The sequence below is a fragment of the Rhizorhapis sp. SPR117 genome (assembly GCF_021742065.1).
In genome coordinates, this window is the sequence record NZ_JAKKIE010000001.1 from 1 (window position 1) to 24,077 (window position 24,077).

Below are 24,077 nucleotides of genomic sequence, written 5' to 3' on the forward strand. Positions count from 1 at the left end.
AGGACGGCAGCTACAATGTGGTCTGGTCGCGACCGACGCGCCGGCGCGACCTTGCCTCGGAGATGGCGCCCAAGGCCGACGACGCACTGCCGCCGCTGCCCGGTGAAGGCGACACCGCCGGCGCGCCCGCGCAAGGGGCCGAGGCCGGCCTCGGCCAGTCGTCGGCAGAGCATGGTTTCGGCGAGGAACCGCAGGAAGGCGGCCGCCGCCAGCGGACTCCCGAACCGGTCGAGTGACGGGCACCGCCCGCACCTGATCCCGCGTCCCGAGCCCCCGACGCGGGGTGACAGGGCTCGTTTCGCTCCCCGGCGAAGCGGGCCCTGTTTTCTGTCTACCCTGATCGGAGATGCTTCATGCCCCTGACGATTGCGGCTCGTCTCGACCGCGCCCGCCACAGCCACGCAACCCTCGTGCGCTTTTCCGAGCGGCGCGAAGCCTTTCTGGAGGCACTTGATTGGGAGGCTTTCGACCCCGGGTTCGTGCGCGAAACGTCAATGGCGGACGAGCAGCTTAGCTTGGACCTTGCCGATGCCTGGCTCCTTGTCGACCATCTTGAGGAGCGGCTTGCAGAAGAAAGCTGAATGCGGGTCTTCTACATCAGTGGGGTTATAGATCGTCAATCGGCAATCCGGGTCCAGACCTGAGATCGGCATCCGATCCGTCCAAGCAGGCATCCTTTGCCCTCGAGATGCGCGGCGTCGATCACGCTGATCGTTCCCGTGAAGGTCTTCCCGATGTCGGGGACAAACACCCGTCCCCGCCACACATCGGGCCGGCTGCGCTCGAAGTCGCGGAACAGGGTCACCCCGACCAGCTGCGGCGATCCGCCACGCGCGGCATCCGCCTTCGCCTTGTCATTGGCCCAGACCACGATACCGCACATCCGGTCACCACAAGGCTCGGCGCGCACATGGACGCTGCCCTTGGGGTTCGACCAGACCCCGAACGATCGCTCGGGTGTATTGGCCGCTGCCGTCGACGATGCCGCCAAGGCTGCGAGCACCGCCATTCTTTTCCATTTCACTCGCCCAGACACCTTGTCACTCATGATCTGGCGCCCTCCCTCCCTGCCGGGATTTGCGCGATTGCCTTTGCTGACGCTTATGCATGCCGCCAGAACATGTCTTGTGCATGACGTTGCGGCCTCGCGCCAGACTGCCTTTCATCAATCCGCCTGTACCAACCCGTAAGTCCTTGCCCGGTTCGGGCTAGACGGCGCCGTAGTTCCTGTTCCGCAAACCTGTGAGGACCCGCCTGACCGGACTCTCACAGCCGAATAATCCCAGGCCGGTAATGACCTCGTCCTTTGTCTGTTCGGTGATTTCCCGTCCGCAGAATATCCATGATCGAATCCGGATCATTGCTCAACGCGGCACGACGCTCCCGGATCGGTCCGACCGCGGACTGTGGAGGATGCTGGTCAACCGCTTCTTCAGCGCCACGTCACCAAGGCTGCCCCGCCGGTAGTGCGCCTACGAGCGTCTTGGCCTCGGGCAACAGGATCGGCGCATCGCCCGGCAATCGACACGCGTGCGCTATCGCATCCATCGAGCCGTCACGGCCGCGGTCCTCCACCTCTGTGCCGTCCGCATTTTCTTCTTGTGGCTGGCCCTTTTCGCCATCCATCGGCGCGAGGAGGGAACCCGTCAGTCTCGACACCGCAGGTCGCATCCGACCCAGAGCGTCCATGACCATCAGACCATGTGCCAGCATGCCGCGTGTCGCCGTGCGTTCTGGCGCAAACCATCGGCATTCGCCCGGTGACGGCCCGTAGTCGCGCAGACACTTTGTCCAGGCGTGACCGATCGAGACTCCACCAGGGGGCGACCCGCTTGACGGGATGAACGCTACGCCCGTGCGGGACTGCCGCAACCCGCGATTTTACGACCGTGTTGTCGGCCTTCGGCCTCCGCCCGCACCACTCGAAAAATCGAGGTTCCCCCTCGCTCACGCTCGGGTGCGGCAGCCCCTCAATCCCGGGCTTTCGCGATTGTCCATCCCAGCGGGATCGGCCCGCTGGCGGAATTGCGAAAGGCACTCAGCCATGAACAAGGTTTTTCTCTCGGGACGCATCACCTCGGACATCAGCCGCTTCGGTACGGACAGCAAGGGCGGCGTCAGCTTCTCCCTCGTCACATCGAAGCCGGTCATCAAGGACGGCCAGATCCAGAAGGACGAGAACGGCTACACCGAGACCTATGACGAGTTCCACACCGTCAAGGCCTTCAACGGCCTCGGCAAGTCGGTCGCCAACCACAAGAAGAAGGGCGACAAGCTGATGGTCGTCGGCGAGATCCGCTACAGCCGCAACGAGCGCGACGGACGCACTTACTACAACACCGACATCGTCGCCGAGGAAATCGAATTCCTCTGACCGCCTTCCCGGGGCGGTCGCATGCGGCCGCCCTCCATCCTTCAGATATGGAGACCGTCCATGTTCACGCTCGCAAGCTTTGATGAGATCGCCGGGATCGGCCACGGCATCGAAATCACCAACCCCGCCATGGTCGCCCGCATCCGCCGGGTCGCAGACACTCTCAACCGCTACGAGATCGCCGCGCGCCTCGCCGATGCGATCACCGATGCTGCCGACGCCGCGCACACCCGCGCCTTCGAGGAAGCCCAGTTCGGCGAGGCCAGCGCCGATGCGATCGTCGATTGCGAATATTATGACGACCTCGCCGCCGCCTGGTCGCTCGTTGCCAGCGAACACCAGCTGATCAACCCCGACGCCATTTTCGCACATGACGGGTCAGTCCACTGACCCGCCGCCGCCCTCTCGTCACAAGGACCTCGCCCATGAACCAGCCCATGCCCTCCGCCCGCGATGCGGTACACAGCTATGGGGTCATCCTGCATCATCGCCTCGCCTGGTGGCTTGTCGATTTCCCTCAACTGGACGCGATGCCTTTGCGCGCGCGCAAGCTCTCGGGCCGGCTCACGCCGGCCCTCGCCGGCTGGCTTCGGGCCGAGACCGGAGATCCCGGCCTTGTCTGCGACGTCGCTGCCCTTAATCCCGAGAGCCGCTGCTGGGCCGGAGAATTCTCCCTCGTCCCTGCGCATAATGACGCAAAGCTGTTCGACATCGATGCCCATCCCTGGGGCGCCGAAGCGGGCGAACTGGAATGCCGTCTGGCGCGCACGATGATCGATGCGACCCTTCACCCTGTTCCCGCGGGGTTCATCGCGGCCCTTGGCATCCTGCCGCCCGAGAATGAACCGGTGCTCGCCATCCGCGTCAGTGGCTACACATGCTGTACCTTCGAACTGCTGACCGCGCGTTATATGCCGACCTATCGGCCGCGCTCGCCATGGCGCGATATCTCGAACGACGCGGTTGCCGACAGCGGCGGCGACATCATCGGGTGGCGACCGGCGACGGAGTGGATCGGGCCGACCTGATCCGTGCCAACGCCGCACATCCGGGCCGTGCTCCCGTCACGCGCCGGATGCCTGCGAAAGTACGGATAGCGAAGCTGGAAGCGCGACCCGCGGGGCTGGCTCGATGGCCGCGCCGACCTTTGCGCTCACTTCGTCCAGTGTTGCCGTCAAGCGGTTGAGCTGGGTCCAGTTGCCGCCCAGCTCGGGCCCGCACCGGGTGGCGCGATATTCCCGTCCAGCGCTCAAGGAGCCGAGATGATGAAGCGTGCGCTGGCGCAAGCGAAGCGCCTTTGCCGCCGCCAGTCCGGCGCGCTTGGCCAGATCATGTTGATAGCCTCGGATCTCGGCGGGGGCATGGCCCTTATGGAGCAGCAGCGCATTGAGATAGAGTTCGATCGCATGGATGGGGCTCATGCAGGCCGGTGCCCAGCTCGAGGGCTGGCCCTTGCGGCCTCGGCTCAAGAGATCGTGCGCGCCGCCGCGATATTCATCGGCGAGCAATTTGATCTGCGCCGCCGTCGCTATTTCGCCAGGATAGGAAGCTGAACCCCCGTGCATGGCAGCGGGTTCCAGGGCATATTTCGGAGACTTCTCAAGCGCCTTACCTTGTTATGCAGGAGCAGGGGTGGTGGCGCATCCCGCCCTTCGCCGCGCTCAGGACGGGACCGGGGCTCTATTCGCTAAGCCGCCGTTCGCGCTGGCGCGCGACCCCCGGCAAAGCTCACGGAGCCAAGGCGTTCGCCTCGTCTCCGCCCTGCCGGGTCACGATCCCGCTTGGCGCGGGTCCCCACTGTGAGGTTTGTACACCCCTATTCCTCTCTTGTGTCCTTTTAGTGTGGCATGCGGGGTTGGCGGTCCTTCAGGATGAGCGGTTCCCCCAATTTTGACGCCGCCGCCGCTCCGCTGCGCGTCCCGGCAACACCGACAAAATCGGCTCCCCCACTCCCCGCTGACGCGGCGTTAACCCGGGTCCGGCCGGCGGCCGGCTTCCCGGTTAACGTCCCTGACCTCCCTGACCGCCGCATGCCCTGAGTCAGGTCTCATCCGAGGAGATGAGACATCAACATGCCATGGAGGCTCACATGAACAAGTCTTTCGCAAATTTCGCAGACCTTGCCAGCTTCATCGCCGCAGAAACCGGAAATCAGGATCGCAGCTCGATCTACGAGGGCGCTTTCATGGAGCATGACGAGCGCGCCAAGCTCTCCCCCGTCGATGAAACCGAACAGCTCGAGATGCCCGATCCGGAGCAAGCCCGCGCTGCTGTCGAGATGGTGATGGCGACACTGTTCGATGTGTTTCGCGATACTCGCCTCGAGGCCTTCGCGTCCGACCTCGCCTGGGGCTTCGTCAACAGCTTCCATGTCGTGGCCAAGCGGATCAACGACCGCGAAGATGACGCAGCCAAGGAACTTGGCGATCTCGCGCGGACCTTCGATCCTAGCGAAATCTACGCCTCGCAACTCGAAGAAGCGCAGCTGCTCTGCCAGACACTGCAAGGATGCCGCGACGCCATGGAATGCATGCGCGACCATGCCGCCGAAGTCTATCGCGTCGAGACCGGCCGTCCCTACTCCCCGACGCGCGGCAGCCGGGTATCGCGGGGGGTCACCGCGTCGATGATCGACGCCCGCAACTATCTTGCCGAGCGGGCGCGCGAGCGCCGTGAACAGTTCGCCCCTGAAGGGCCTGTCGTCGCCTTCTCGGGCGGGCAGATCTGGGACGATCACGAGATGCTGTGGCGCGGTCTCGACTCGATCAAGGCCCGCGTTCCCGAGATGATCCTCGCCACCACGGCCCAGACCAAAGGCTGCGATGCCATTGCCCAGGCCTGGGCGGCAGCACGCGGCGTGAAGGTCATCCTGTTCCGGCTCGACCGACGCCTGGGAGCGAAGGCCGCGTTCGTCCGCAACGATCGCCTGCTCGCCCTCAAGCCGGTCGAAGCGGTGATTTGCGAAGGGTCAGGCATCCAGATGAACCTCGCCCAGAAACTCCGCCAGTCGGGTGTCCCGCTGCACGTGGTGAAGCTCGACAGCCAAGCTCAGCGTCCGGCACCGCAGCGTCAGCAGCGCAGCGCCTGAATTCACTCTCGAGAGGCTCCGGCATCCGCCGGGGCCTCTCTTTCCTTTTTTCGCGAGACAAGCGGCGCTCGGGGGCATCGAACCCCCGCGCGCCGCAGGGCAATAACCTCTCCGGCGACCGTCGGCGGCGCGCGGCAATTCCAGAGAAAAGGGGGTGGAAAGAGGTGATTTTTCCAAGGAGACAAAATCATGTCCATCCTCTTTCGTATCGCGCTTCCCGCCGACGATACGCCCGCTCCCGTCGCCGTGATCACCGCCCGCCAGCTTGCCGCGCTCCGCCGCTATCTGCGCGCCGAGGGCGACCATATGGGCCTTGCGCTTATCGAACCCGACGAGGTCATCGGCGACAGCTTCGAGGCCCGCGTCTGCCCGCTGGCGCTCGCCGCGGTGACCGGCGTTTTCGACCATGATCCGGCGGTGATCAGCGTCGTCGAGGAAGCCCAGTTCCGGGGGCGGCGCATCTCGATCCATCATTGCGCCAGCACAGCCGAAATCACGATGCGCGTCGCCCTTACGTCTGACTGCGGACTGGAACTCGATCTCGCTTATGGCAACGCCTATGCGTTACTCGAAGCGCTCGGCATGGCCACGGACAGCGTCGGCGAAATTCCGCTCGAACAGGTCCGGAACCGGCTCGCCGATCCGGACACTCCGGCCCGCGCGGCCGAACGCGGCGTCGACCATTACCTTCCCCGGATTGAACGCCTGTTGGCGAGCGCGACCGAGTCTGGCGACGCGCGTCTCGCCTGGGCCTGACACGCCGTGATGGATCAGCAGGAGCCTTCCGTGGGGAAGCTCGCTGCCTCACCCAGGACCGTGTCGATCGCCACCTGAAGATGTCCTGCCGCGACATTCTCTCCGAGCGTATCGAGCAATGGCAAGACCTCCCGCATCAGCACGATCGCGAGAGCCCGTTGCACGCTCAGATCGGCCTTCGACCCATCCTCGATCCGATCGATCATATCCCCTCCGGCACATGTCATGACGCGGTGGCGGGTAGTATGGGGGACATGCGGCACCCGGTTACTCCCGCGCGCTGGGCGCGGGAGCCGGGGCTGGTAACACGTCGAGACATGCGCCTACGCTTTTAGTGCCGGGGCACCTGGACATATGCGCAGGCACCCCGGCGTGAAGATCACACCGAGTTGCCGTTCTCGACGGGATTACCAGTCCCGGCGCTGCCGCTTTGCAGCGCAGTCAGGCCCCTATCACAGACCACCATTCGCACCAAGCCAAGGCTTGAGCTGACGCGTTTCGATAGCCTTGCAGCAAGACCGTCGTGCCCGTTCCGGCACAGTGCTTTGCGGTTAACCCGGAACGCCCTGAAGGGGTTCGGGGGCAAAGCCGCGCGCTCTCACATCTCGGCATCAGATGGGCTTCATCGCCGAAGCATGACGCTGGGTGTCCATCGGCCGTCAAGGATCAGCGGTCCGCCCAATTTTGCCCGCTCCGCTCCGCTTCGCGACGGCAAAATCGGTTCCCCCGCTGCCCGCTCCGCGGCGGCCGGGCCGTCCCTGACCGCCACGCCATCGCGATTGCCAACCATCATGGCTACATCGAAGATACCGACGAGGCGCGGGCGGGTTCCGGACCTGGGCTATGCTCCTTCAGCGGCATTGAGGAGGACTGCTGCCACTGTGGTCGTCATCCCTGACGGCAACCGGGGCCGGGCTTTGCGCTCGGTCCCTTTTCTTGCGCCGCCAGCTCTATATCCCGGCTCGCTCGCGTGCCGCACGGCCCCTTCGGTCCGCACGCCGCTACGCCTTGCCGGACACCACTCCACGAGAGGAAAAATCTCTCACAGTCTTCCCATGATGTCAGACGACCGAGACCGCCTCAAGGACGGCGGGGCCGCACCATTTTCTTCGGCAGATCGAGCCTGGCGCTTCCCTGCCGATGCCGGTGGCCGCCGAAGAAAATCGTGACCCCCACCGCCGCTTCGCGGTCGCTTCGCGATCCTTGACCCGGCCTCGGCCGCCCGACGCGCCTGATCCTGTCATTCAAGACAGACAGGAGCCTAACATGCAGATCATCTCGAACGCCGCTGCCGACAATGCCGCCTACTTCGCCGCAGTTGCGTGCGCAGAGCGCCGGGCCCTTCACAGCTACTTCGACCAGCATGTCATCCAGGACGATGAGCTGGGCTACCTCGCCATAGATGAAGGGGATTATGGCGCATTGGGTCAGCCGATGATCGACCGGATCGTCTACACGGCACGGGGCGGGATGCCCGACGAGTTCTGAAACGACAAAAGGGAGGGGCGCCCGTCGCCTCTCCCTTTTTTTGTTGCGAGGGAATACGGACATGGGGGGCATCGAACCCCCCATGTCCGTGCCGCGACAAAGGGTCGCGGCGGGGGCTGGTTAGGCCGTCAGGCGCTTTTCCACCTCGGCTATACCCAGGAACTTGATACGTCCGACCAGCCGGGCCAATTGACCTGGCTCAAGCTTCAGCAGGCCTCCCTTTTCGATCGTCTGGATTGCTTGCTCCCTCTCCCTGTCAGCGAGGCTTCTGCGCCTCTCTTCCAGCTTGCGGGCCTCTGTCTCGATCGCTGCCCGTTCCTGCTCCAATGTGCGTGCCATATTGGCCCTCTTCGTTCAGGCTGATCGGGCTATGAACCCTTCGACTATATGCCGGGAACAACGCTGCGGGAACCCTGCATCGAAAATCGAACCACCGCCCATACGATCCGCAAAACGCGGTTCGCAAGTCGCGCGCGTCGTCCGTCCAAAGGACGGCCTGGCGCCCCGCCGGAGGCGTTTCCCACACCAGATCATTCGCGTCACCAGACGCCCCGGGGTAGGGGGTCGTTCCTGGTACAGAGTGCACACCGAACGCACCTGAAGGTGCATGGAACTTAGGCGATTTCAAGGATTTGCGCGGAAGGAAGGGTGTGGGCCGCTGTGGGACGGACAATCAGGCATCGGGAGATGCGTGAGTTTCCGCCATTTCAGCGTGTTACGGGAGAACACACCCGAAGGTGGCAGCCCGACTTTCTTGCCCGCCCGGCGGGAATAGGCTATAAGCGGCAACGGTTTCTGAGACCCCACCAGCCTCCCTGCTAGGAGGCCTGGTTTTGACGACCCCCAACAAGCACTGCACGGTCCGCCTCGACCGGCGCAAATATGATCGCCTCGTCGAGATCGCTTCCGAGCGCGGCTGCACCCCGTCCGACCTCTTGCGCACGGCCGTGGACGCCTTCCTGGCGTCCGCCGGGCTGCTGACCTTCAGCCAGCGTCGGATCGCCCGGATCAGCGAGTTCCAGCAGCTCGCGCTCGACATCATCATCCGCGAGCAATTCCCTGAATATCGCGACCGCATTCTCGCGGAGACCGACCGGCGCCTGGAGCAATATCATGGCGCGTAAGGACATCCGCACGAGCGGCGAAGCGATCCCGCTGACCCATCATAGCGCGCGCGGCAATGTCCAGCGCAACGCCGGCAATTTTACCCGCGGCAGCCAGCTCATCACACATGAGATGATGATGTGGTTTTCGGGCGCGAAGCTGCCCTTCATCCTGTGGTTCTTCGCCTTCGCGGCCGCCTGGTTCATCATCATGTCGATCCAACTCGATGAGCATGGCTTCCAGCTTGTCGTGATGAAGCTCTACGCGACCCTGTGGAACTGGATCGATCTTGATCCGAACAAGCGCGTCAACGTCACACTGCCGACCGGCGAAATCATGCGAACGGTGATGCAGGCGGTCCCCTATATTCCCGAGGTCATCAAGGCCTGGGCGATCGCGATGCGCGGCCTGCTCGGCGCGTTCCTCGTCTCCGTCTTCATCACCATCCCGGTGGCCATCTGGTTCGTGGACCTCTCCCATCGGCGCGGGCGTTCGATCCTTCAGGAACGGCATGAGCGCGGAGCGATGCTCGTCGACCGGGACATCCTCCACGCCGAGATCAGTCAGCACAATCTGGAGAAGTTCGAAGAGGAGGCGAAGGTCAGCTTTCCCAGCCTGTCGCCCGGCCAGGTCCTCCGCCTTCCTTTCCGCACGCGAAAAGAGGGCGGTATCCACCATCCCTATACGCTCGCCGGCATCCCCTTTCCGCACCGCACCGAGCAGTCGCATGTCATGCTGATCGGCACGACCGGATCGGGCAAGACGACCGAACTGCGCAGCCTTGTGACCCAGATGCGCAAGCGCCAGGACACTGCCGTTATCTTCGACCTGACCGGCGCCTATGTCGAAGCCTTCTACGATCCGGCGCGCGACACGATCCTGAACCCGATGGACGTGCGCTGCCCGGCCTGGTCGATCTTCAATGACTGCCGCACGCATAGCGAGTTCACGGCCGCGGCGGCCGCGCTCATCCCCTCCGATGGCGGATCCTCCGAACCCTTCTGGGCGCTCGCCGCGCGCACCCTCTTCATCGAGATGTGCATCCGTCTCCAGGAACGCGGACAAACCAGCAATCTCGCGCTGTCCGAGAACCTGATGACGGCGGACCTGAAGCGTGTGCACCGCTTCCTTGCGAACACCATCGCGGACCCGCTGACCGCGCCGGAAGCCGCGCGCATGGCGGAATCCATCCGCGCCGTCTTCAACACCAATGCACAGGCGCTCCGCTTCCTGCCAGACGAGGGTGAACCCTTTTCGATCCGCGACTGGATCACCGACGAGAAGAAGCCTGGATCGATCCTGTTCGTCACCTCGAACTATGTCGATCTGCCGATGAACCGGGCGCTGCTGACCCTCTGGATGGACCTTGCCATCAACCGCCTCATGACGCTCCCCCGTACGCGCTCCCTGCGCACCTGGTTCATGTTCGATGAGCTCGGCGCCCTCCACAAATTGCCGGCGATCGAGAATGGTCTTCAGACCGCGCGTGCCTTCGGCGGCGCGATGATCCTCGGTATCCACAGCTTCGAGAAACTTGTCGAGGTCTATGGCGAGCAAGGCGCCCGCAATCTCGCCTCGCTTGCCCGCTCGAAGCTCATCCTTGCGACAGCCGATCTGGACACCGCCGAGCAGTGCGCGCGCTATATCGGCAATCGCGAGGTCCGCCAGATGGATGAAGCTTATAGCTATGGCTATAACAACACGCGCGATGCTTCGACCTTGACCCCGCGCAAGCAGGTCGAGCCGCTCGTCATTGCCGACGACATCACCAATCTGCCATCGATGCACGGGTTCGCGAAGTTCCCCGATGGCTTCCCCGCCGCGCGCATTCTTCTCGAATGGAAAGACTATCCGCAGATCGCCCAGGGCTTCATGCCCAGGTCCGATGTTCAGCCCGTCCGGTCGAGGCGCGGAGAAGAGGCGTTCGAGGAGGACGGGGCAGGGGAGGCCGGCGGGCGTGATGGTGCTGGCCAGATAGTGGAGGAGGTTGCCGAGACCGGCAATCTCGCCAAGGACATGGCGGCCCGGATTCTCTCGGCAGAGGCGGAGAGCGAAGACGCGGCGGCCCGGCACGCGGCGCAGCGGCTCGAGGATCGGGGCGATCAAATGAGTCCCGCAGTCCATGCCGCCGACAAAGCGCAGGCGATACGCGGTGCCGGGGAGGAGCAGTCGGTCGTGACCCGCGACAGGGAGGAGCGGGACGAGCGACCGGGCGAGGGGGCTCGCGCACCCCAGGTTGAGGACCAGACACTGGTTGAATTGCGCCAGGCCTTCCATCCCGGCCGCGACGATGACGGCATGGATATGGGCATCTAACCCATGCTGTCGGTCGCCGCCGTCCGCTCCGCATCAGGCGCCGCGAACTATTTCGCGAAGGACGACTATTATACGGTCGAAGGTTCGTCAGAGATCAGCGCGTGGGCTGGGGAGGGGGCGGATAGTCTTGGTCTGGCTGGCGAGGTGGCAAAGGATGCCTTCGAAGGCATACTGAACGGGATCCTGCCGGACGGGGAAGCGGTCGCTCAGGTCGAAAATCGCCGCGCCGGCTTCGACCTCACCTTCTCGATGCCAAAATCGGCATCGGTCATGGCCTATGTGGCCGGCGACAAGCGCATCCTTGGTGCGAACATGGCGGCAGTCCAGAAGACGATGGCCTGGGTCGAAAAGAACCTCGCTGAAGGGCGCAAGGATGTCGAGGGACGCAAGGTGCCAGTCCAGACTGGTAACCTTGTCTATGCCCTATTCCAGCACGACACGAGCCGGGCCCTCGATCCGCAGGGACATATCCACGCCGTCATTGCCAATCTGACCCGCATGGCCGACGGCAAATGGCAGGCGCTCCATGGGGACAAGCTGTGGAGCCACAACAGTATCATCGGCTCTGTCTATCATGCCTATCTGCGTACAGGACTCGAGCAGCTCGGTTACGGGATTGATCTCAAGGGTAAGCATGGCACCTTCGAGATATCGGGGGTGCCCAAGTCGGTCATCGGCGAGTTCAGCCAGCGCCGCGAGGAAATCCTCGACCGCGCCACGCAGCTTGGCGTCAAGTCGCCCGAAGGCTTGCGCGAGATCACAAAACGGTCGCGTGATCCCAAGCTTGATGTGGAAGATCGGGAAGCTCTGAAGCAAAGCTGGGTCGACCGCGCGGCCGCGCTCGGGTTCGACGGCAAAGGGCTGGTCGCCGCGGCCGAGGCCCGCGCAGGGATCGCGCAACCTGACAGCGCGCTCGAACGCGGCTATTGCGCGATCGTCGAGGCTATTGACGGTGCCCGTAACCGGGTGGGTGCGTTGCTCCGTCCGCACGATCCGCTGGTCGACAATGCGCTCGCGCGCGCGGTTAAGTCACCGGCGGAAGCGCGTACGCAACTCGCTGTCGCCTCGGCGGTGCGCATATTGTCCGAACGCGAGGCGGCTTGGCCTGTCCACAAGCTCGGCAAGACCGCGCTCGACCTTGGTCTGAAGGGTGTTACCGTCGAAAGCATCGAGCGGCGGATCGACCGGCTGGTTCAGAACCGCCAGCTCATTCCCGGGATCGCGACCGCCGCGGATCGGACCGGGCGCATGGCGACCACGCAGGAAGCCTTGCGAACCGAGGAGCGGATCCTCACTTCAGTCGAGGAAGGGAAGGGCACTGCCAATCCGATCATCGCCGCTGACACCGCACCGGTGCGGCTGCAGGAGGCTTCAGATCGTCCCCTCAATCCGGGCCAGCTTGCAGCCGCGTCGCTGATCCTGTCATCAGCCGATCGCACCGTCTCTGTTCAGGGCGTCGCGGGTGCCGGTAAGTCGACCATGCTGCAGGCTGTCGCGCGGGTGGCGGAAGCGGAAGGCCGGACGATCACCGGTCTCGCTTTCCAGAACAAGATGGTCGCGGATCTGGCCGAAGGAGCGGGTATCAAGGCGCAGACGATTGCCTCCTTCGTGCTCGCCCATGAGCGCTTTATCGCCGAGCGCTCGACGCCTCGGTACGAGACGGCGCGGGATAATTTCGCCGGCACCATGCTGGTGGTCGACGAGACCTCGATGGTCTCGAGCAATGACATGCTCAAGCTCCACCGGATCAGCGCGGCGCTGGGCGTGGACAAGCTCGTGCTGGTCGGCGACCGCCAGCAGCTCTCCTCGATCGACGCGGGCAAGGCTTTTGCCATGATCCAGGCGGGGGGCGGCACCCTGATGAAGATGGACGAGAATATCCGTCAACGGACCGACCAGCTGCGCACGGTTGCCGCGCTCGCCAATATCGGAAAGGCGAGTGCGGCCATGAAGGTCCTCGGCGACCGGGTCATCGAGAGTGCCGAGCCTGCCGTCTCTGCAGCCGACATGTGGCTCGCGCTGTCGCAACCGGAGCGCGACGCGACCGCCGTCTTTGCGTCGGGCCGCGACGCGCGCGCGGTGATCAATCAGCGCATTCAGGACGGGCTGGTCGCTGAGGGCAGCGTGAAGGGGGAGCACATCCAGCTCACCGTCTACGAAAGGGTCAATACGACGCGCGAAGAGCTGCGCTACGCCTCGACCTATCGGGTTGGCCAGACGCTCGACGTCGGCCGGGGCGGCGCCCAGGATGTCGGCATTCGAGGTGGACGCTACGATGTGCTGAAGGTGCATGCGAACGGAAAGGTCGAGCTTGCGGACGGCCGCCGCAAAATCCGTTTCGACCCGCAGAGGCTGTCGCCAACCGAGCAGCGCGACCGGCTTCAGCTTTCCGAGAAGAAGGATCTGCACCTGCGCGAAGGCGATCGCATCCGCTGGACCGCCAACGACAAGGAGCGCGGATTGCTCAATGCGGCGCTCGCGCGCGTGATCGGCATCGATGCCGCCGGCGTCACGGTCGAGACCGCCGACCGTAGTCGCCTCACGCTTGATCTGGGCGATCCGATGCTCTCTCGGCTCGACCTCGCCTACAGCCTCAACATGCACATGGCGCAGGGGATCACCACCGACAAGGCGATCACCGTCATGTCGTCGCACGAGCGCAACCTCTCGAACCAGCGCCTCTTCAATGTCGGTGTCACCCGCGTCCGCGACGAACTCACGATGGTCGTCGATGACCGGGAGAAACTCGAGCGTCAGCTCGACATGAACCCCGGCAACAAGACTTCCGCGCTTGAGACGCTCGGCCGGCTCGACATCGATGGGAAGAAGGGGCCGGGTCCACGCGAGAAGTTTGATCCGGGACCGATCGATGGGGTCGATCTCTCCGACCTCCCGCCGCTGCCGGGCGATCTGCCGCCATTGCCGGACGGTGCGGCGCCGGCGACGAAGGATCCGCAGCGGCCCCCTTACGTGAAGCCTGATCGCGGCGACGTGCTGCCGCCGCTTCCGGAGCGAAGCCTGGGTCTCGATTTGTAGCATGAAGCCGCCGGCATGGTGTCGGCCGCAATGAAGGAGAAGTGCCATGGGATGGGAATTCGAGGATGCCGGCAGGTTCGGCAGTGAGAAGGCGGCCGACGACTACGCCCGCCGCAACGATATCGATCCGCGCGATGTTCACATCGCGCGCAAGGGCAACGAAGTCGAGCTTAGCATTCGCCGCTCCGCTCTCGATCGCCGAAACGCTGGCGGACGCCCGTGCAGGATGGCGGTCAGTAGATGGCGAGCGCCCAGATCAGCTGCGTTCCCAGCGTCACGAACAGAAGCGCCAGCCCGATCCCGACGCGTAGCTGAGATTGCGTGGGGCGGTGCTTGTGGGCGTCAGTCGCGGGGAGAATGTACATGATAACTGCGTCCTTCCTCGTCGACGCAGTTTCGACCAGTGCTGGATGTGGACCTATTGGGAATAATACGAAGGAAAGGGCGGAGGGCGCGCTGTATCCTCCGCCCATCGATGCTCAGGCCAGGAGTTCCGTTCCGATCTGATGCGCTGCCCGGCCGGTCTCTTCGAAGCTCGAAATGTTGTGGATTGTGGTCTCGGCGATGGCGGTCATCGCTTCGCGCGTGAAAAAGCCCTGATGGCCTGTGATGAGGACATTCGGGAATGTCAGGAGGCGCGCGAAAACATCATCCTGCAGCATGGTTTCCGACAGGTCTCGGAAGAAGAGATCCCCTTCTTCTTCATAGACATCGAGGCCCAGCGCCCCGATCCTTCCCGATTTCAGTCCGGCGATGACGGCGCGGGTATCCACGACGGCTCCCCGGCTCGTATTGATCAGCATCGCACCCTCGCGGATCAGTTTGAGCGAATTTGCATCGATCAGATGATGCGTTTGCGGCGTGAGCGGACAATGGATGGTTACGATGTCGGATCGTTCCATCAGCTCGGGGAATGGCACGTAGGTCACGCCCCGTTGCTCGAGGATCTCATCCGGGACTGGGTCGAAGGCCAAGAGCGTGCATCCGAACCCTTGAAGGATATTGGCCACGACCGCGCCAATGCGGCCAGTTCCCACGATCCCGACCGTTCGGTTGCCGAGATTGAACCCAAGCAGGCCATCCAACGCGAAGTTCCCCTCCCGGACCCGGACATACGCCCGGTGCAGCTTGCGGTTGAGCGACAGGATGAGCGCGACGGTATGTTCGGCGATTGCTTCGGGGGAATAGGCCGGCACGCGCGCGACGGCGATCTCCAGCGCCTCAGCCGCTTCGAGATCGACATGATTGAAACCGGCGCATCGCAAGGCAACCAGTCTCGTGCCTTGGCTGTGAAGCGCGGCGAGTATGTTTTGATCGAGTCGGTCGTTGACGAAGGCGCAGATCGCACCCGATCCCGCCGTCAGCGCCACCGTCTGCTCCGAGAGGCTGGCGTCGAAATAACGCAAGGTGTGCGAATTTCCGGCAGCCGCGTTGGCCAGATCGAGAAACTCCCGATCATAGCTACGGGTGCTAAAAACGGCGACGTCCATCTTCCAACTTCTCCTGGCCGCAGTGCGCGTGGCCTACGTATGATCCCGAACAGACAGTTATGTCGTTCCGGGGCAAGCATCACCACACTTTGTCATAATCCGTCAGCAGGATCACCCTCTGGGGCGAATCTGGCGGGCGGATCAGGAAGGACATCACAATGCAGGGATTCATCGGCGACATCGAAAATCTGACCGAGGACAATGAGGACTTTCGCCGGGTTCTCTACACGGGCCGAAATCTGCAACTCGTGCTCATGGCGCTAAAGCCCGGCGAGGAAATCGGGCTCGAAACACACGATGATCGTGACCAGTTCTTTCGGGTTGAGAAGGGTAGCGGCGAGGTTCTCATCGATGGCGTCTGCACGGCCATCAAGGGCGATGATGGCATCATCGTTCCCGCTGGGGCTCAGCACAACATCGTCAACACCGGCGACAAGCTGCTGCAACTCTACACCATCTATGGACCGCCGGAGCACATCGACGGTACGATCCATCGCACGAAAGCCGATGCCGAGGCAGCGCAGGAGCATTTCGACGGCCGGACGACGGAATAAACGGACCCGTTGGGCCCGACTCAGACGATCAACGATCTTCTCCGACCAGGATCGTACGTACTTTGCCAGCGACAACCTCGCGTGCGCCGTCCGCTCGCACCTTGTGCCAGTCAACGCCGCCAATGTCATAGTGCGCCTGCGCTTCGGCCACGGCGGCATCGGCGTCCGAGGCATCGTTCGCGCGCGCTGTGATCCGTTGCTTCAATAGATCAGGCGAAGCCTCGAGCCAGATACCCTCGAATGGAACGCCCTGGCGCCGTGCGACCTGACTGATCGCATCGCGTTCCTCGGGCCTTGCAAAGACCGCGTCCGCTATCGCGGCTTGCCCCGCTTGCAGGGTGTGGCTGGCCAATCGTTCCAACTCACCATAAACTGCCGCACTCGCTATCGAGGTGTATGAGGCTCTGGGAAGCGGGGTTTCCGGCGGCACGCCCGCCAACCGCTTGCGCAAGACGTCCGACCTTAGAATTCTGGCGCCGGGAGCCCGCCCCAGGCAAGGAGCCACCAGCTTGGCGATGGTCGACTTTCCGGTTCCGGAAAGCCCTCCGATCGCCACGAGGCGCGGCGACACGGGGGCGAGCAGATCATCGGCGAGCGCGAGATAATGCAGAGCCTTGGCCGCGAGGTCCAAATCCGGCGACGCTACGGCTTGTGCTGCCAATGCATGAGCCCGGATGGTCGCGCGGATGGAAAGAAACAAGGGCATGAGCGCTATGCCCGGCTCATCTTGCGGAGAAACGTCCAGGTAGCGGTTCAGCAGAAGATTCGCCTGAGCTTGAAACCCGCGCGCCCAAAGGTCCATCAGGAGAAAGGCGAGGTCATACAGCACATCGGTCGTCGCAAGCGTCGGATCGAACTCGAGGCAATCGAACAAGACGGGCTCATCGTCGATCACCGCGATGTTCGCGAGATGCAGGTCGCCATGTGCGTGCCTGACGCGTCCCTGTCGGGCACGGGCATCCAGCAGTTCGGCATGGCACTTGGCCTGTTCCCTTTGTCGCTCCACCAAACTGCTTGCGGTCGCAGCCGGCAATATCTCGCCAAAGCGCGCCATGCTCGCCCGATTTCCCGAGATTACTGCCGCGATATGATCGCGCCCTGACTGCGCGCGGTATTGCTCGGCATCGTTATGAAATGCTTTGATCTGATCGGCGAGCTTTGTGACCAGCCGATCATCCAACTCGCCGCGGGCGGCAACTTCCTCGAGCAGGGCCCCGTCAGCAAAGCGTACCATTTCGAGGAGCCAGTCGACGGTGTCTCCCTGCCCGTTCAGGTTCAGCTTGCCAGTGCCATCCCGGGAAATGGGGCGAACCGCAAGATAGAGCGATGGCGCCGTCCTGCGGTTGAGCGTCAGTTCTGTGTCCAGCGCGGCATGACGTTTGTCCGGACTCGAAAAGTCGAGATAGTCGTAATGGACGGCTCGCTTGAGCTTCCAGGCGCGATTGCCGGCCAGGAATATGTGCGCCGCATGTGTATCGATCCGGCGCGCGGTTTCGCCAGGCGCGAGGGCGCCCGGCGTCTCCAGGAAGGTGACGACATCGGCCTGCTGTTCGGTCTCGCCGATCGGTCCTGCCGACGCCGTCATCTGCGGTCTATGCCTTGCCGATCTCGATCTTGCGACTGCGTGCAGGCACGTTCTCGTCCTTGGCCAGGGTCACGGTCAGGATACCATCCTTGAACTGGGCGGTGATCCCGTTCTGATCGACATCACTCGGCAGTGAGACCTGCCGGTGGAATGAACCATAGCGGCGCTCGCTGTACAGGTAACCCTTGTCCTTGCGTTCGCTCTCCTCCTTCTTCTCGCCAGAGATATCGAGCACGCCGTCGGCGATGCTGACCGCGATATCCTGCTCGCTGAGGCCAGGCAGCTCGGCGGTTAAGCGATAGGCCTTGTCGTCATCCACCAGTTCGACGGCTGGAACGGGCGCTGCCGGCGATCGATTGCCGAAGCTGAAAATGCTCGATGCGGGTCGGCCGAAATCCTCGAACAGCCGGTCTATCTCGCCACGTAGCCAATCCATCGGACGGTCCCGAGGCTGGCTGACAGGAGTTCCTTTTGACCCGGAAATTGGAACCTGATTAGTCATTGCGCATCTCCTTCGAACGGGAACCCGAAGGCCAGCGATCGGCAGAAACAAGTTTGCCGTAGAACGACACGAACCGTTGCTCCATCAACCGGCTCTCGAGTGTAGCGAAAATAATATCCTTGGCCACGGCGCCTCTATTCGGAAATCTACGGAGGCCGCGCATGGTAACGCCACATGCCTGCTTGCTCATGCAACCCGCTACGTAACTTTCCCAATTCACGCGAGCCTGCCCTCAGTGACAAAGTCACAAGGATCGAAGGGCGCACGCTCAAGGGGCGCGCTCCGCGATCGCGGAGCGAGAGAATATCCATGACCTCAGCGATTATTCGGAATCGTCAGTTCGGCACGCCATGTGCTTGAGGACAGTGCTTCTCCCGAGAAGCATCGTATGCTCCTCGATACGACCTCGGGAACAGCGCGCCGCAGAGGTGCTTTGATGACCGCTCTGCCTGCCAGGGAAATCATTCCGATGGTTCGTCCGTTCGACCTCAACCAGCATCTGGAGGCGCTGCAATTGCTTCTCGACGCTCAAACCGGCGACGGAGCGCAGGTTGTAATAAGGGACTCAGCGGCGAAGCCTCTCGTCAGGTTTGATGCGTCGGCCCTTGATGCAGCGCTTGTCGAGCTTGTCGCCAATGCGCGCACCGCCCTCGCAACCGGGGGGCGCATCATTGTGCGAGCCAAGCGCGCCGGACGCCGGTTATGGGTTACCGTTGCCGACACGGGAAAAGGGATGAGCCAGCAGGAAGGCAAGTTCCGGTGCATGTGCGCCGTGGGCGGCGTGGAAATGCGCAGCGTGGTCAGCCAACAAGGAGCAACGCCCGCATGGATACGCAACGTGGTGAACCCAAGCCCGACATTATCGAGCCTTCGGCCCCGCCCGAGACCCCCGTGCCTCCACAGCCTCGGGAAACGCCCATGCCGAATGCCCCTGAAATCATCCCAAGCCAGCCTGATTTCGTGCCGGGTGTGCGGCCGGAGGAATATCCTGCCAGCGCCTAATTCTATCTGAGCGAGAGAAGCGCCGCGATGCCGACGCCTGAGGCGAGCACCGAGGCGAACAAGGGGGCGGACGCCTTCCAGCCCTGTTGGCGCGGTCCGGCGATCCCGAGCGCCAGAACGCCCTTCAATGCTGTGTTTGCGAGTACGGGGACCGCCAGCACCAGGCCTGCCGTTGTTCCGTCGAGAATATCCTTGGGCATCCCCGCGAGGGTGAGGACTGCCGCATCGACATCCCACATGCCGGTCAGACCCAACACGACGATGATGCCCTGGTCGCCGAACTGTTCGAGCGCCCAGCGGGCTGGGATGGCCATCACCGCCACCAGTCCCGCAAGCAGCAGCGCGGGTCCAAAATCGAGCGGGTTGCCGAGCTTCACCTCGCTGGCGCTTGCCTCTGCATTGCGCGCGCGAAGCGCAAGCAATGTCGTCAATCCGCCGACAATGAACGCGGGGACCATGGCCAGAGCCAGCGAACGGGCTGCGTAGGGGATGAGGGTGATCGACAGCAACTGGACACGGACAAACATCACCAGCGATGCAAGCGCGATACCTGCTATAAGTGGCGCTTCCGGTCCGTCCTTCTGGCGCAATCGCTGTGCATAAGTCACGGTCACGGCCGTTGAGGACACAAGAGATCCACACAACGCGGTTATCATGATCCCCTTTCCAGACCCCAGCCGACGGGTCGCGACATAACCAGCAAAGGAGAGGCCGAGGACCACGACCACCACCATCCAGATCTGGCGGGGGTTCCAGGCATCATAGGGACCGAGATTTCGGTCCGGGAGCAACGGCAGGATCACAAGCGCCACCAGTGCAAAGCGCGCGATCGAATCGACTTCCTGTGCCGTCATGCCTTTGAGCATGGCGTGGGCCTGTGCCCGCAGCGTGAGAAGCAGTGTCGTCACGGCTGCGACCGCCAGCGCCTCGCTGACCTGGCCCTTGGCGGCCATGTAACCCAGCGCGAAGGTGACGATGCCGACCAGGGTATTGGTCACCGAAAGGCTCCCCTCGCGTGCGAGGGCGCTGCGATAGCCGAGGACCAGGCTCGACAGCGCAGCGAGCGCAATGGCGGCGGCCAGAAGATCCGGGACGTGCCCGGCGAGCCCGCCAGTGAGGCCAAGCAGACCAAATGTCCTGAGTCCGCTCACTCGGCTTCCGTCGTTCGCATCCCGCTGCCGCCAGCCCCGCTCGATGCCGATCAGGATCCCGATTGCAAGAGAAGCCGCCAGGGTACGCAGCAATTCCATGTCAGGCATGTTCACAGACTTGCCGTGTCAGACACAGGTTGACCGAATGACGCATGGCGGGGCGCACGGATTGGCCTGCCTCCGCATCCAACCCTTCCCAAACTTGCCGAATGAACCAATGCGGCGCCACAGGGTATCCTTGTCTATTGATCGTTCGGATTCGTCGACGATCCACGCAAGGGGTCTAGCTACCAGCGGTGGCCAAGGGAATCCGCATTTGTTCCAATTGTCGGTGGAGGACCTGAATTCAGAACCTCAGCAGAGCTGACGACGACCCATCGCAACTCCCCCGACCCTGGGCCTCGTAACTTTCGATGGCTCAATTTGGGCTCGATTGATAGAAAAAGGGACGAAAAAAGGGGGGGAGATCAGCGCGGTGCGGTTCCTTTCACCAAGGCAAGGAGATGAAGCAATCCCGGACATCAGCCGGTCATCGGAGCGGAAGGGCGCCTTTTCGCGGGCATTGGCCGCTGCAACGCTGCTCGCCAACCGCCCTATCCGCACTCAGCTCATAACGGCGGCTCTCGCAGGTCTCGCGATCGTCATCATCGCTTTCGTGACCCGCGAGCAGCTCGCCGAGCACGTTGATGAGCGCGTTCACTATTTTGTGACTCTGGGCGTTGCGGGTATGGTGCTCGTGGCGCTCCGACCTCACCTGTTCGTGATCTCGAGCGTCACGCTGATAACCCTTGCGTCGCTAGTCGTCATCGACGGCTGGCCCACCACAGCCAGCCAGCAGATGGCTGTCGTGATTTTTCTCTTCGTGATGTTCCTCCTGTGGCGCAATCACCACCGTACCGTCACGGTCACGCGCGAACTCGCCGACAGCGCGGTTATCCTCGCCGAAGAGCTGAACCTCCTGATCGACGGCGCGCAGGACTACGCCATCTACATGCTCGATCCGGACGGGAACGTTACGATCTGGAACGAGGGTGCCCAGCGACTGAAGGGCTGGACCGCCGCGGAAATGATCGGCAAACCGGCGGACCTCTTCTATCCCGATGACGCCGTGGCCGCCGGCAAGCCGGCAGCGATCCGTGCAGAGGCGGTTACGCGCGGCAAGATAGAGATGGACGACTGGCGCGTCCGCAAGGACGGCAGCGAATTTCTCGCTCACATTGCGATTACGGCGTTGAAGAACCCGGACGGAACGGTCCGCGGCTTTGCCATCGTCGTCCGCGACATTACCGACCAGCGCGCTGCCGAAAGCGCCCTGCGCAACAGCGAGTCGCATCTTCGCTCCATCCTGTCGACTGTTCCCGATGCGATGATCGTCATCGACGAACGGGGAAAAATGTTGTCCTTCAGCGCTGCGGCCGAGCGTCTCTTCGGTTACACACAGACCGAAGTCCTGGGAGCCAATGTCAGCATGCTCATGCCCTCGCCTTATCGCGAGCGCCATGACGGCTATCTCGAGCGCTACCTCACGACGGGTGAACGCCGGATCATCGGCATCGGCCGGGTGATCTTCGCGATGCGCAAGGACGGGACCACATTCCCGATGGAACTGTCGGTGGGCGAGGCAACCGGCGACGGCGAACGCGTCTTCACCGGCTTCATCCGCGACCTGACGGACCGTCACCGGACGCAGGAGCGGCTTGAGGAGCTTCAATCTGAGCTTATCCACGTCGCCCGGGTCAGCGCGATGGGAACCATGGCGTCGACCCTTGCTCACGAACTCAACCAGCCGATCACAGCGGTTGCGAACTATGTTGAAGCCGTGCGCGATTTGCTGGCCGAGCCGGATCCCGACGAACTGCCCGAAATCATCGAGGCGCTGGAGGATGCCGCCGCAGAAGCCATGCGGGCCGGCAACATTGTTCGTCGCCTGCGGGATTTCGTTTCTCGCGGCGAGGTCGAAAAGACTGTCGAGAGCTTGCCGGACCTGATCAACGAGTCCGCGGCTTTCGGGTTGATGGGCGCCGGGGAGAAGTCGATCGGAACCCGGATCGATATTGATCACGACGCAGCGAGCGTGCTGGTCGACAAGATCCAGATCCAGCAAGTCCTGGTCAACCTCATCCGTAACGCGGTGGACGCGATGAGCACGGCGACCTGCCGTCTTCTCACGATCCGGACGGCGCCCGATCAGCCGGGATTTGTTCGCGTGACGGTGGCTGACACCGGGCCTGGCGTGGCGCCTGACGTCGCAGCCCAGCTCTTCAAGGCGTTCGTGAGCACGAAAGCGGAAGGCATGGGGCTTGGTCTTTCGATTTGTCGAACTATCGTCGAGGCCAATGGCGGCCGCATTTGGATGGAGCCAGCACAAGGGGGCGGTACACAGTTCCATTTTACTTTGATAAGGACGGAGGCGGAGAAGCTGGATGGATGAAAAGCGTGTTGTTCACATAGTCGATGACGAGGACTCGATCCGCCGCTCGACTGGTTTCATGCTGAAGAAATCGGGTTTTTCGGTGACGCCGTGGGTTTCCGGCGTGGAATTTCTCAAGAAACTCAAGCAAGCCGAGCAGGGTTGTATCCTGCTTGATGTCCGCATGCCCGAGATGGATGGCCTGGAAGTCCAGCAGGAATTGAACGCGCGTGGCATATCCATGCCCGTCATCGTTCTGACCGGTCATGGCGATGTCACGATCGCCGTTCAAGCGATGAAGGCCGGGGCGGTCGATTTCCTGGAAAAGCCGTTCGAGAAGGCAGTGCTGATCACGGCCATCGAAACCGCCTTTGAGCGCCTTGCCGATGCCGAAGGCAGGGCGGGCCGGGCGGCCGATGCGACTATCCTCATCGCGGGACTCTCTGCGCGCGAGCAGGACGTCCTCAAGGGCCTGGCCCAGGGCTTGCCGAACAAATCCATCGCTTTTGATCTCGGCATTTCGCCGCGCACGGTAGAAGTCCATCGCGCCAATTTGATGACCAAGCTCGGTGTTCGCAGCCTGTCGGAAGCCCTTCGCATCGCATTTTCCGCGGGCGTGACCGGCTAAGGGTTCGGACACTTACGTAGCGACCCGTCGCCGATTTCCTGACATTCCCAATCAATCAGCATGGTCGCTGGATTTGATGGTGTGTCATGACAAGTGAGAGAATTGCATCCCAGATGCAGGAACGTCCACGGCTCCTCCTGGTGGAGGATGATGCCGGGGTTCGCCGATCGTTACAGCTTCTGTTTCGTGCCCGGGGTTTCGATGTTCGGGCCTACGCAGCCGGGGCCGCGCTGCTTGCCGATCCGGCCGCCCGCGACGCCTGCTGCTTTATCGCGGACTACAGGCTGGAGGAAACCGATGGGATCGAGGTGCTCTGCCATCTGAGGGAAAGAGGTTGGTCCGGTCCAGCGGTGCTCATCACCGCCTTTCCATCGGCTGATCTCACCGAGCGAGCCCTCGCGCATGGTTTCAGCCAGGTCCTCGAGAAGCCCTTTCGCGAACATGTGCTCGGCGCGACCGTTGCTCGATTGACAGGTGCGGGCGAGGCAACCGCCCATTCCTGATCGCGCTTGCCTTTGTGCCAACAGACGGCTGGAGATGATGGTCTGATGCTTCGAGATTTCCCTCATTTGCTGAGCCTCAGCCCGCGCGGA

General features: G+C 63.0%; 25 protein-coding genes and 1 pseudogene. 16 read left to right on the forward strand and 10 right to left on the reverse strand.

All coding sequences use genetic code 11. The annotated features are described in order from the left end of the window. Positions 1-236 (forward strand): annotated as a pseudogene (locus L3X40_RS00005) (DUF736 domain-containing protein); the annotation flags it as partial. Positions 237-353: 117 nt separating this feature from the next. Next, a complete protein-coding gene (locus L3X40_RS00010; protein WP_067105124.1) occupies positions 354-581 on the forward strand; it encodes a hypothetical protein in 228 nt (75 codons plus the stop codon). A gap of 35 nt (positions 582-616) precedes the next feature. On the opposite strand, the gene L3X40_RS00015 is transcribed toward L3X40_RS00010, so the two are convergent. Together L3X40_RS00015 and L3X40_RS00020 are read right to left on the reverse strand one after the other, a co-directional pair. Then, positions 617-1,009 carry a DUF2147 domain-containing protein gene (locus L3X40_RS00015; RefSeq protein ID WP_082796853.1) on the reverse strand — a complete coding sequence of 131 codons (393 nt, stop codon included), beginning with the start codon at positions 1,007-1,009 and terminating at the stop codon, positions 617-619. Positions 1,010-1,443: 434 nt separating this feature from the next. Then, positions 1,444-1,713 (reverse strand): hypothetical protein, encoded by a 270-nt coding sequence (locus tag L3X40_RS00020; protein WP_092958607.1) that lies wholly within the window; start codon positions 1,711-1,713, stop codon positions 1,444-1,446. A 331-nt stretch (positions 1,714-2,044) separates the two neighbouring features. On the opposite strand from L3X40_RS00020, the gene L3X40_RS00025 reads away from it, so the two are divergent. From L3X40_RS00025 to L3X40_RS00035, 3 genes are read left to right on the forward strand one after another with little or no spacing between them, the layout of a single operon-like run. Next, positions 2,045-2,374, forward strand: coding sequence for a single-stranded DNA-binding protein (locus L3X40_RS00025; RefSeq protein WP_067105121.1), 330 nt, complete (start codon positions 2,045-2,047; stop codon positions 2,372-2,374). Between the two features lie 60 nt (positions 2,375-2,434). After that, the gene (locus L3X40_RS00030; RefSeq protein ID WP_092958605.1) at positions 2,435-2,764 is read left to right on the forward strand and encodes a hypothetical protein; all 330 of its coding nucleotides are present in this window, start codon (positions 2,435-2,437) and stop codon (positions 2,762-2,764) included. Positions 2,765-2,799: 35 nt separating this feature from the next. Then, positions 2,800-3,402: a hypothetical protein gene (locus tag L3X40_RS00035; RefSeq protein ID WP_067105119.1), complete on the forward strand. Its 603-nt coding sequence runs from the start codon at positions 2,800-2,802 to the stop codon at positions 3,400-3,402. Between the two features lie 36 nt (positions 3,403-3,438). Here L3X40_RS00035 and L3X40_RS00040 read toward each other — a convergent pair whose 3' ends face one another. After that, complete coding sequence (locus L3X40_RS00040) at positions 3,439-3,939, reverse strand: hypothetical protein (protein ID WP_067105118.1); 501 nt, start codon at positions 3,937-3,939, stop codon at positions 3,439-3,441. A 524-nt stretch (positions 3,940-4,463) separates the two neighbouring features. Here L3X40_RS00040 and L3X40_RS00045 point away from each other — a divergent pair. Continuing rightward, a complete protein-coding gene (locus L3X40_RS00045; RefSeq protein ID WP_067105117.1) occupies positions 4,464-5,462 on the forward strand; it encodes a DUF2493 domain-containing protein in 999 nt (332 codons plus the stop codon). A gap of 189 nt (positions 5,463-5,651) precedes the next feature. Then, positions 5,652-6,218: a hypothetical protein gene (locus tag L3X40_RS00050; protein WP_067105116.1), complete on the forward strand. Its 567-nt coding sequence runs from the start codon at positions 5,652-5,654 to the stop codon at positions 6,216-6,218. Between the two features lie 14 nt (positions 6,219-6,232). Here the strand turns inward: L3X40_RS00050 and L3X40_RS00055 are convergent, their stop codons facing one another. Then, positions 6,233-6,424: a hypothetical protein gene (locus tag L3X40_RS00055; RefSeq protein WP_067105115.1), complete on the reverse strand. Its 192-nt coding sequence runs from the start codon at positions 6,422-6,424 to the stop codon at positions 6,233-6,235. 1,060 nt (positions 6,425-7,484) lie between these two features. On the opposite strand from L3X40_RS00055, the gene L3X40_RS00060 reads away from it, so the two are divergent. Next, the gene (locus tag L3X40_RS00060; RefSeq protein WP_067105113.1) at positions 7,485-7,706 is read left to right on the forward strand and encodes a hypothetical protein; all 222 of its coding nucleotides are present in this window, start codon (positions 7,485-7,487) and stop codon (positions 7,704-7,706) included. Positions 7,707-7,826: 120 nt separating this feature from the next. On the opposite strand, the gene L3X40_RS00065 is transcribed toward L3X40_RS00060, so the two are convergent. Next, positions 7,827-8,045, reverse strand: a complete 219-nt coding sequence (locus L3X40_RS00065) for a hypothetical protein (protein WP_092958601.1) — start codon at positions 8,043-8,045, stop codon at positions 7,827-7,829. Between the two features lie 494 nt (positions 8,046-8,539). Here L3X40_RS00065 and L3X40_RS00070 point away from each other — a divergent pair, with 494 nt between their 5' ends. Genes L3X40_RS00070 through mobF form a run of 3 tightly spaced genes read left to right on the forward strand, consistent with a single transcriptional unit; the run spans position 8,540 to position 14,162 of the window. Then, positions 8,540-8,830 carry a hypothetical protein gene (locus L3X40_RS00070; protein WP_067105111.1) on the forward strand — a complete coding sequence of 97 codons (291 nt, stop codon included), beginning with the start codon at positions 8,540-8,542 and terminating at the stop codon, positions 8,828-8,830. Continuing rightward, positions 8,820-11,126: a type IV secretion system DNA-binding domain-containing protein gene (locus L3X40_RS00075; RefSeq protein ID WP_092958599.1), complete on the forward strand. Its 2,307-nt coding sequence runs from the start codon at positions 8,820-8,822 to the stop codon at positions 11,124-11,126. The genes L3X40_RS00070 and L3X40_RS00075 overlap by 11 nt, the downstream gene beginning before the upstream one ends. A gap of 3 nt (positions 11,127-11,129) precedes the next feature. Further along, positions 11,130-14,162, forward strand: coding sequence for a MobF family relaxase (gene mobF, locus L3X40_RS00080; RefSeq protein ID WP_092958597.1), 3,033 nt, complete (start codon positions 11,130-11,132; stop codon positions 14,160-14,162). Positions 14,163-14,395: 233 nt separating this feature from the next. Here mobF and L3X40_RS22270 read toward each other — a convergent pair whose 3' ends face one another. Next, positions 14,396-14,527: a hypothetical protein gene (locus L3X40_RS22270; protein ID WP_272907903.1), complete on the reverse strand. Its 132-nt coding sequence runs from the start codon at positions 14,525-14,527 to the stop codon at positions 14,396-14,398. A gap of 114 nt (positions 14,528-14,641) precedes the next feature. Next, positions 14,642-15,652: a 2-hydroxyacid dehydrogenase gene (locus L3X40_RS00085; RefSeq protein ID WP_065846102.1), complete on the reverse strand. Its 1,011-nt coding sequence runs from the start codon at positions 15,650-15,652 to the stop codon at positions 14,642-14,644. Between the two features lie 158 nt (positions 15,653-15,810). On the opposite strand from L3X40_RS00085, the gene L3X40_RS00090 reads away from it, so the two are divergent. After that, positions 15,811-16,206, forward strand: coding sequence for a cupin domain-containing protein (locus tag L3X40_RS00090; RefSeq protein WP_067105107.1), 396 nt, complete (start codon positions 15,811-15,813; stop codon positions 16,204-16,206). A 28-nt stretch (positions 16,207-16,234) separates the two neighbouring features. Here the strand turns inward: L3X40_RS00090 and L3X40_RS00095 are convergent, their stop codons facing one another. After that, the gene (locus tag L3X40_RS00095) at positions 16,235-17,791 is read right to left on the reverse strand and encodes a bifunctional aminoglycoside phosphotransferase/ATP-binding protein (RefSeq protein WP_067105106.1); all 1,557 of its coding nucleotides are present in this window, start codon (positions 17,789-17,791) and stop codon (positions 16,235-16,237) included. 7 nt (positions 17,792-17,798) lie between these two features. Continuing rightward, a complete protein-coding gene (locus L3X40_RS00100) occupies positions 17,799-18,293 on the reverse strand; it encodes an Hsp20/alpha crystallin family protein (protein WP_092958593.1) in 495 nt (164 codons plus the stop codon). A gap of 825 nt (positions 18,294-19,118) precedes the next feature. On the opposite strand from L3X40_RS00100, the gene L3X40_RS00105 reads away from it, so the two are divergent. After that, positions 19,119-19,295, forward strand: a complete 177-nt coding sequence (locus L3X40_RS00105) for a hypothetical protein (protein ID WP_237363748.1) — start codon at positions 19,119-19,121, stop codon at positions 19,293-19,295. A 2-nt stretch (positions 19,296-19,297) separates the two neighbouring features. Here the strand turns inward: L3X40_RS00105 and L3X40_RS00110 are convergent, their stop codons facing one another. Beyond that, on the reverse strand, positions 19,298-20,554 hold the full coding sequence (locus tag L3X40_RS00110; RefSeq protein ID WP_065846098.1) for an MgtC/SapB family protein: 1,257 nt from the start codon (positions 20,552-20,554) through the stop codon (positions 19,298-19,300). 454 nt (positions 20,555-21,008) lie between these two features. Between L3X40_RS00110 and L3X40_RS00115 the strand changes: the two genes are divergently transcribed. The 3 genes from L3X40_RS00115 (at position 21,009) to L3X40_RS00125 (ending at position 23,987) form a co-directional block, all read left to right on the forward strand. Beyond that, positions 21,009-22,877, forward strand: a complete 1,869-nt coding sequence (locus L3X40_RS00115) for a PAS domain-containing sensor histidine kinase (protein WP_092958589.1) — start codon at positions 21,009-21,011, stop codon at positions 22,875-22,877. Continuing rightward, entirely contained in the window at positions 22,870-23,484 is a 615-nt protein-coding gene (locus tag L3X40_RS00120) for a response regulator transcription factor (protein ID WP_065846096.1), read from the forward strand. Before L3X40_RS00115 ends, L3X40_RS00120 begins: the two co-directional genes overlap by 8 nt. 86 nt (positions 23,485-23,570) lie before the next feature. Beyond that, complete coding sequence (locus L3X40_RS00125) at positions 23,571-23,987, forward strand: response regulator (RefSeq protein ID WP_067105101.1); 417 nt, start codon at positions 23,571-23,573, stop codon at positions 23,985-23,987. Positions 23,988-24,077: the final 90 nt, after the last annotated feature.

Coding starts and splice junctions, on each gene's coding strand:
- L3X40_RS00010 (WP_067105124.1), top strand. CDS start 354: ATGCCCCTGACGATTGCGGCTCGTCTCGACCGCGCCCGCCACAGCCAC.
- L3X40_RS00015 (WP_082796853.1), bottom strand. CDS start 1,009: ATGGCGGTGCTCGCAGCCTTGGCGGCATCGTCGACGGCAGCGGCCAAT.
- L3X40_RS00020 (WP_092958607.1), bottom strand. CDS start 1,713: ATGCTGGCACATGGTCTGATGGTCATGGACGCTCTGGGTCGGATGCGA.
- L3X40_RS00025 (WP_067105121.1), top strand. CDS start 2,045: ATGAACAAGGTTTTTCTCTCGGGACGCATCACCTCGGACATCAGCCGC.
- L3X40_RS00030 (WP_092958605.1), top strand. CDS start 2,435: ATGTTCACGCTCGCAAGCTTTGATGAGATCGCCGGGATCGGCCACGGC.
- L3X40_RS00035 (WP_067105119.1), top strand. CDS start 2,800: ATGAACCAGCCCATGCCCTCCGCCCGCGATGCGGTACACAGCTATGGG.
- L3X40_RS00040 (WP_067105118.1), bottom strand. CDS start 3,939: ATGCACGGGGGTTCAGCTTCCTATCCTGGCGAAATAGCGACGGCGGCG.
- L3X40_RS00045 (WP_067105117.1), top strand. CDS start 4,464: ATGAACAAGTCTTTCGCAAATTTCGCAGACCTTGCCAGCTTCATCGCC.
- L3X40_RS00050 (WP_067105116.1), top strand. CDS start 5,652: ATGTCCATCCTCTTTCGTATCGCGCTTCCCGCCGACGATACGCCCGCT.
- L3X40_RS00055 (WP_067105115.1), bottom strand. CDS start 6,424: ATGATCGATCGGATCGAGGATGGGTCGAAGGCCGATCTGAGCGTGCAA.
- L3X40_RS00060 (WP_067105113.1), top strand. CDS start 7,485: ATGCAGATCATCTCGAACGCCGCTGCCGACAATGCCGCCTACTTCGCC.
- L3X40_RS00065 (WP_092958601.1), bottom strand. CDS start 8,045: ATGGCACGCACATTGGAGCAGGAACGGGCAGCGATCGAGACAGAGGCC.
- L3X40_RS00075 (WP_092958599.1), top strand. CDS start 8,820: ATGGCGCGTAAGGACATCCGCACGAGCGGCGAAGCGATCCCGCTGACC.
- mobF (WP_092958597.1), top strand. CDS start 11,130: ATGCTGTCGGTCGCCGCCGTCCGCTCCGCATCAGGCGCCGCGAACTAT.
- L3X40_RS22270 (WP_272907903.1), bottom strand. CDS start 14,527: ATGTACATTCTCCCCGCGACTGACGCCCACAAGCACCGCCCCACGCAA.
- L3X40_RS00085 (WP_065846102.1), bottom strand. CDS start 15,652: ATGGACGTCGCCGTTTTTAGCACCCGTAGCTATGATCGGGAGTTTCTC.
- L3X40_RS00090 (WP_067105107.1), top strand. CDS start 15,811: ATGCAGGGATTCATCGGCGACATCGAAAATCTGACCGAGGACAATGAG.
- L3X40_RS00095 (WP_067105106.1), bottom strand. CDS start 17,791: ATGACGGCGTCGGCAGGACCGATCGGCGAGACCGAACAGCAGGCCGAT.
- L3X40_RS00100 (WP_092958593.1), bottom strand. CDS start 18,293: ATGACTAATCAGGTTCCAATTTCCGGGTCAAAAGGAACTCCTGTCAGC.
- L3X40_RS00105 (WP_237363748.1), top strand. CDS start 19,119: ATGGATACGCAACGTGGTGAACCCAAGCCCGACATTATCGAGCCTTCG.
- L3X40_RS00110 (WP_065846098.1), bottom strand. CDS start 20,554: ATGCCTGACATGGAATTGCTGCGTACCCTGGCGGCTTCTCTTGCAATC.
- L3X40_RS00120 (WP_065846096.1), top strand. CDS start 22,870: ATGGATGAAAAGCGTGTTGTTCACATAGTCGATGACGAGGACTCGATC.
- L3X40_RS00125 (WP_067105101.1), top strand. CDS start 23,571: ATGACAAGTGAGAGAATTGCATCCCAGATGCAGGAACGTCCACGGCTC.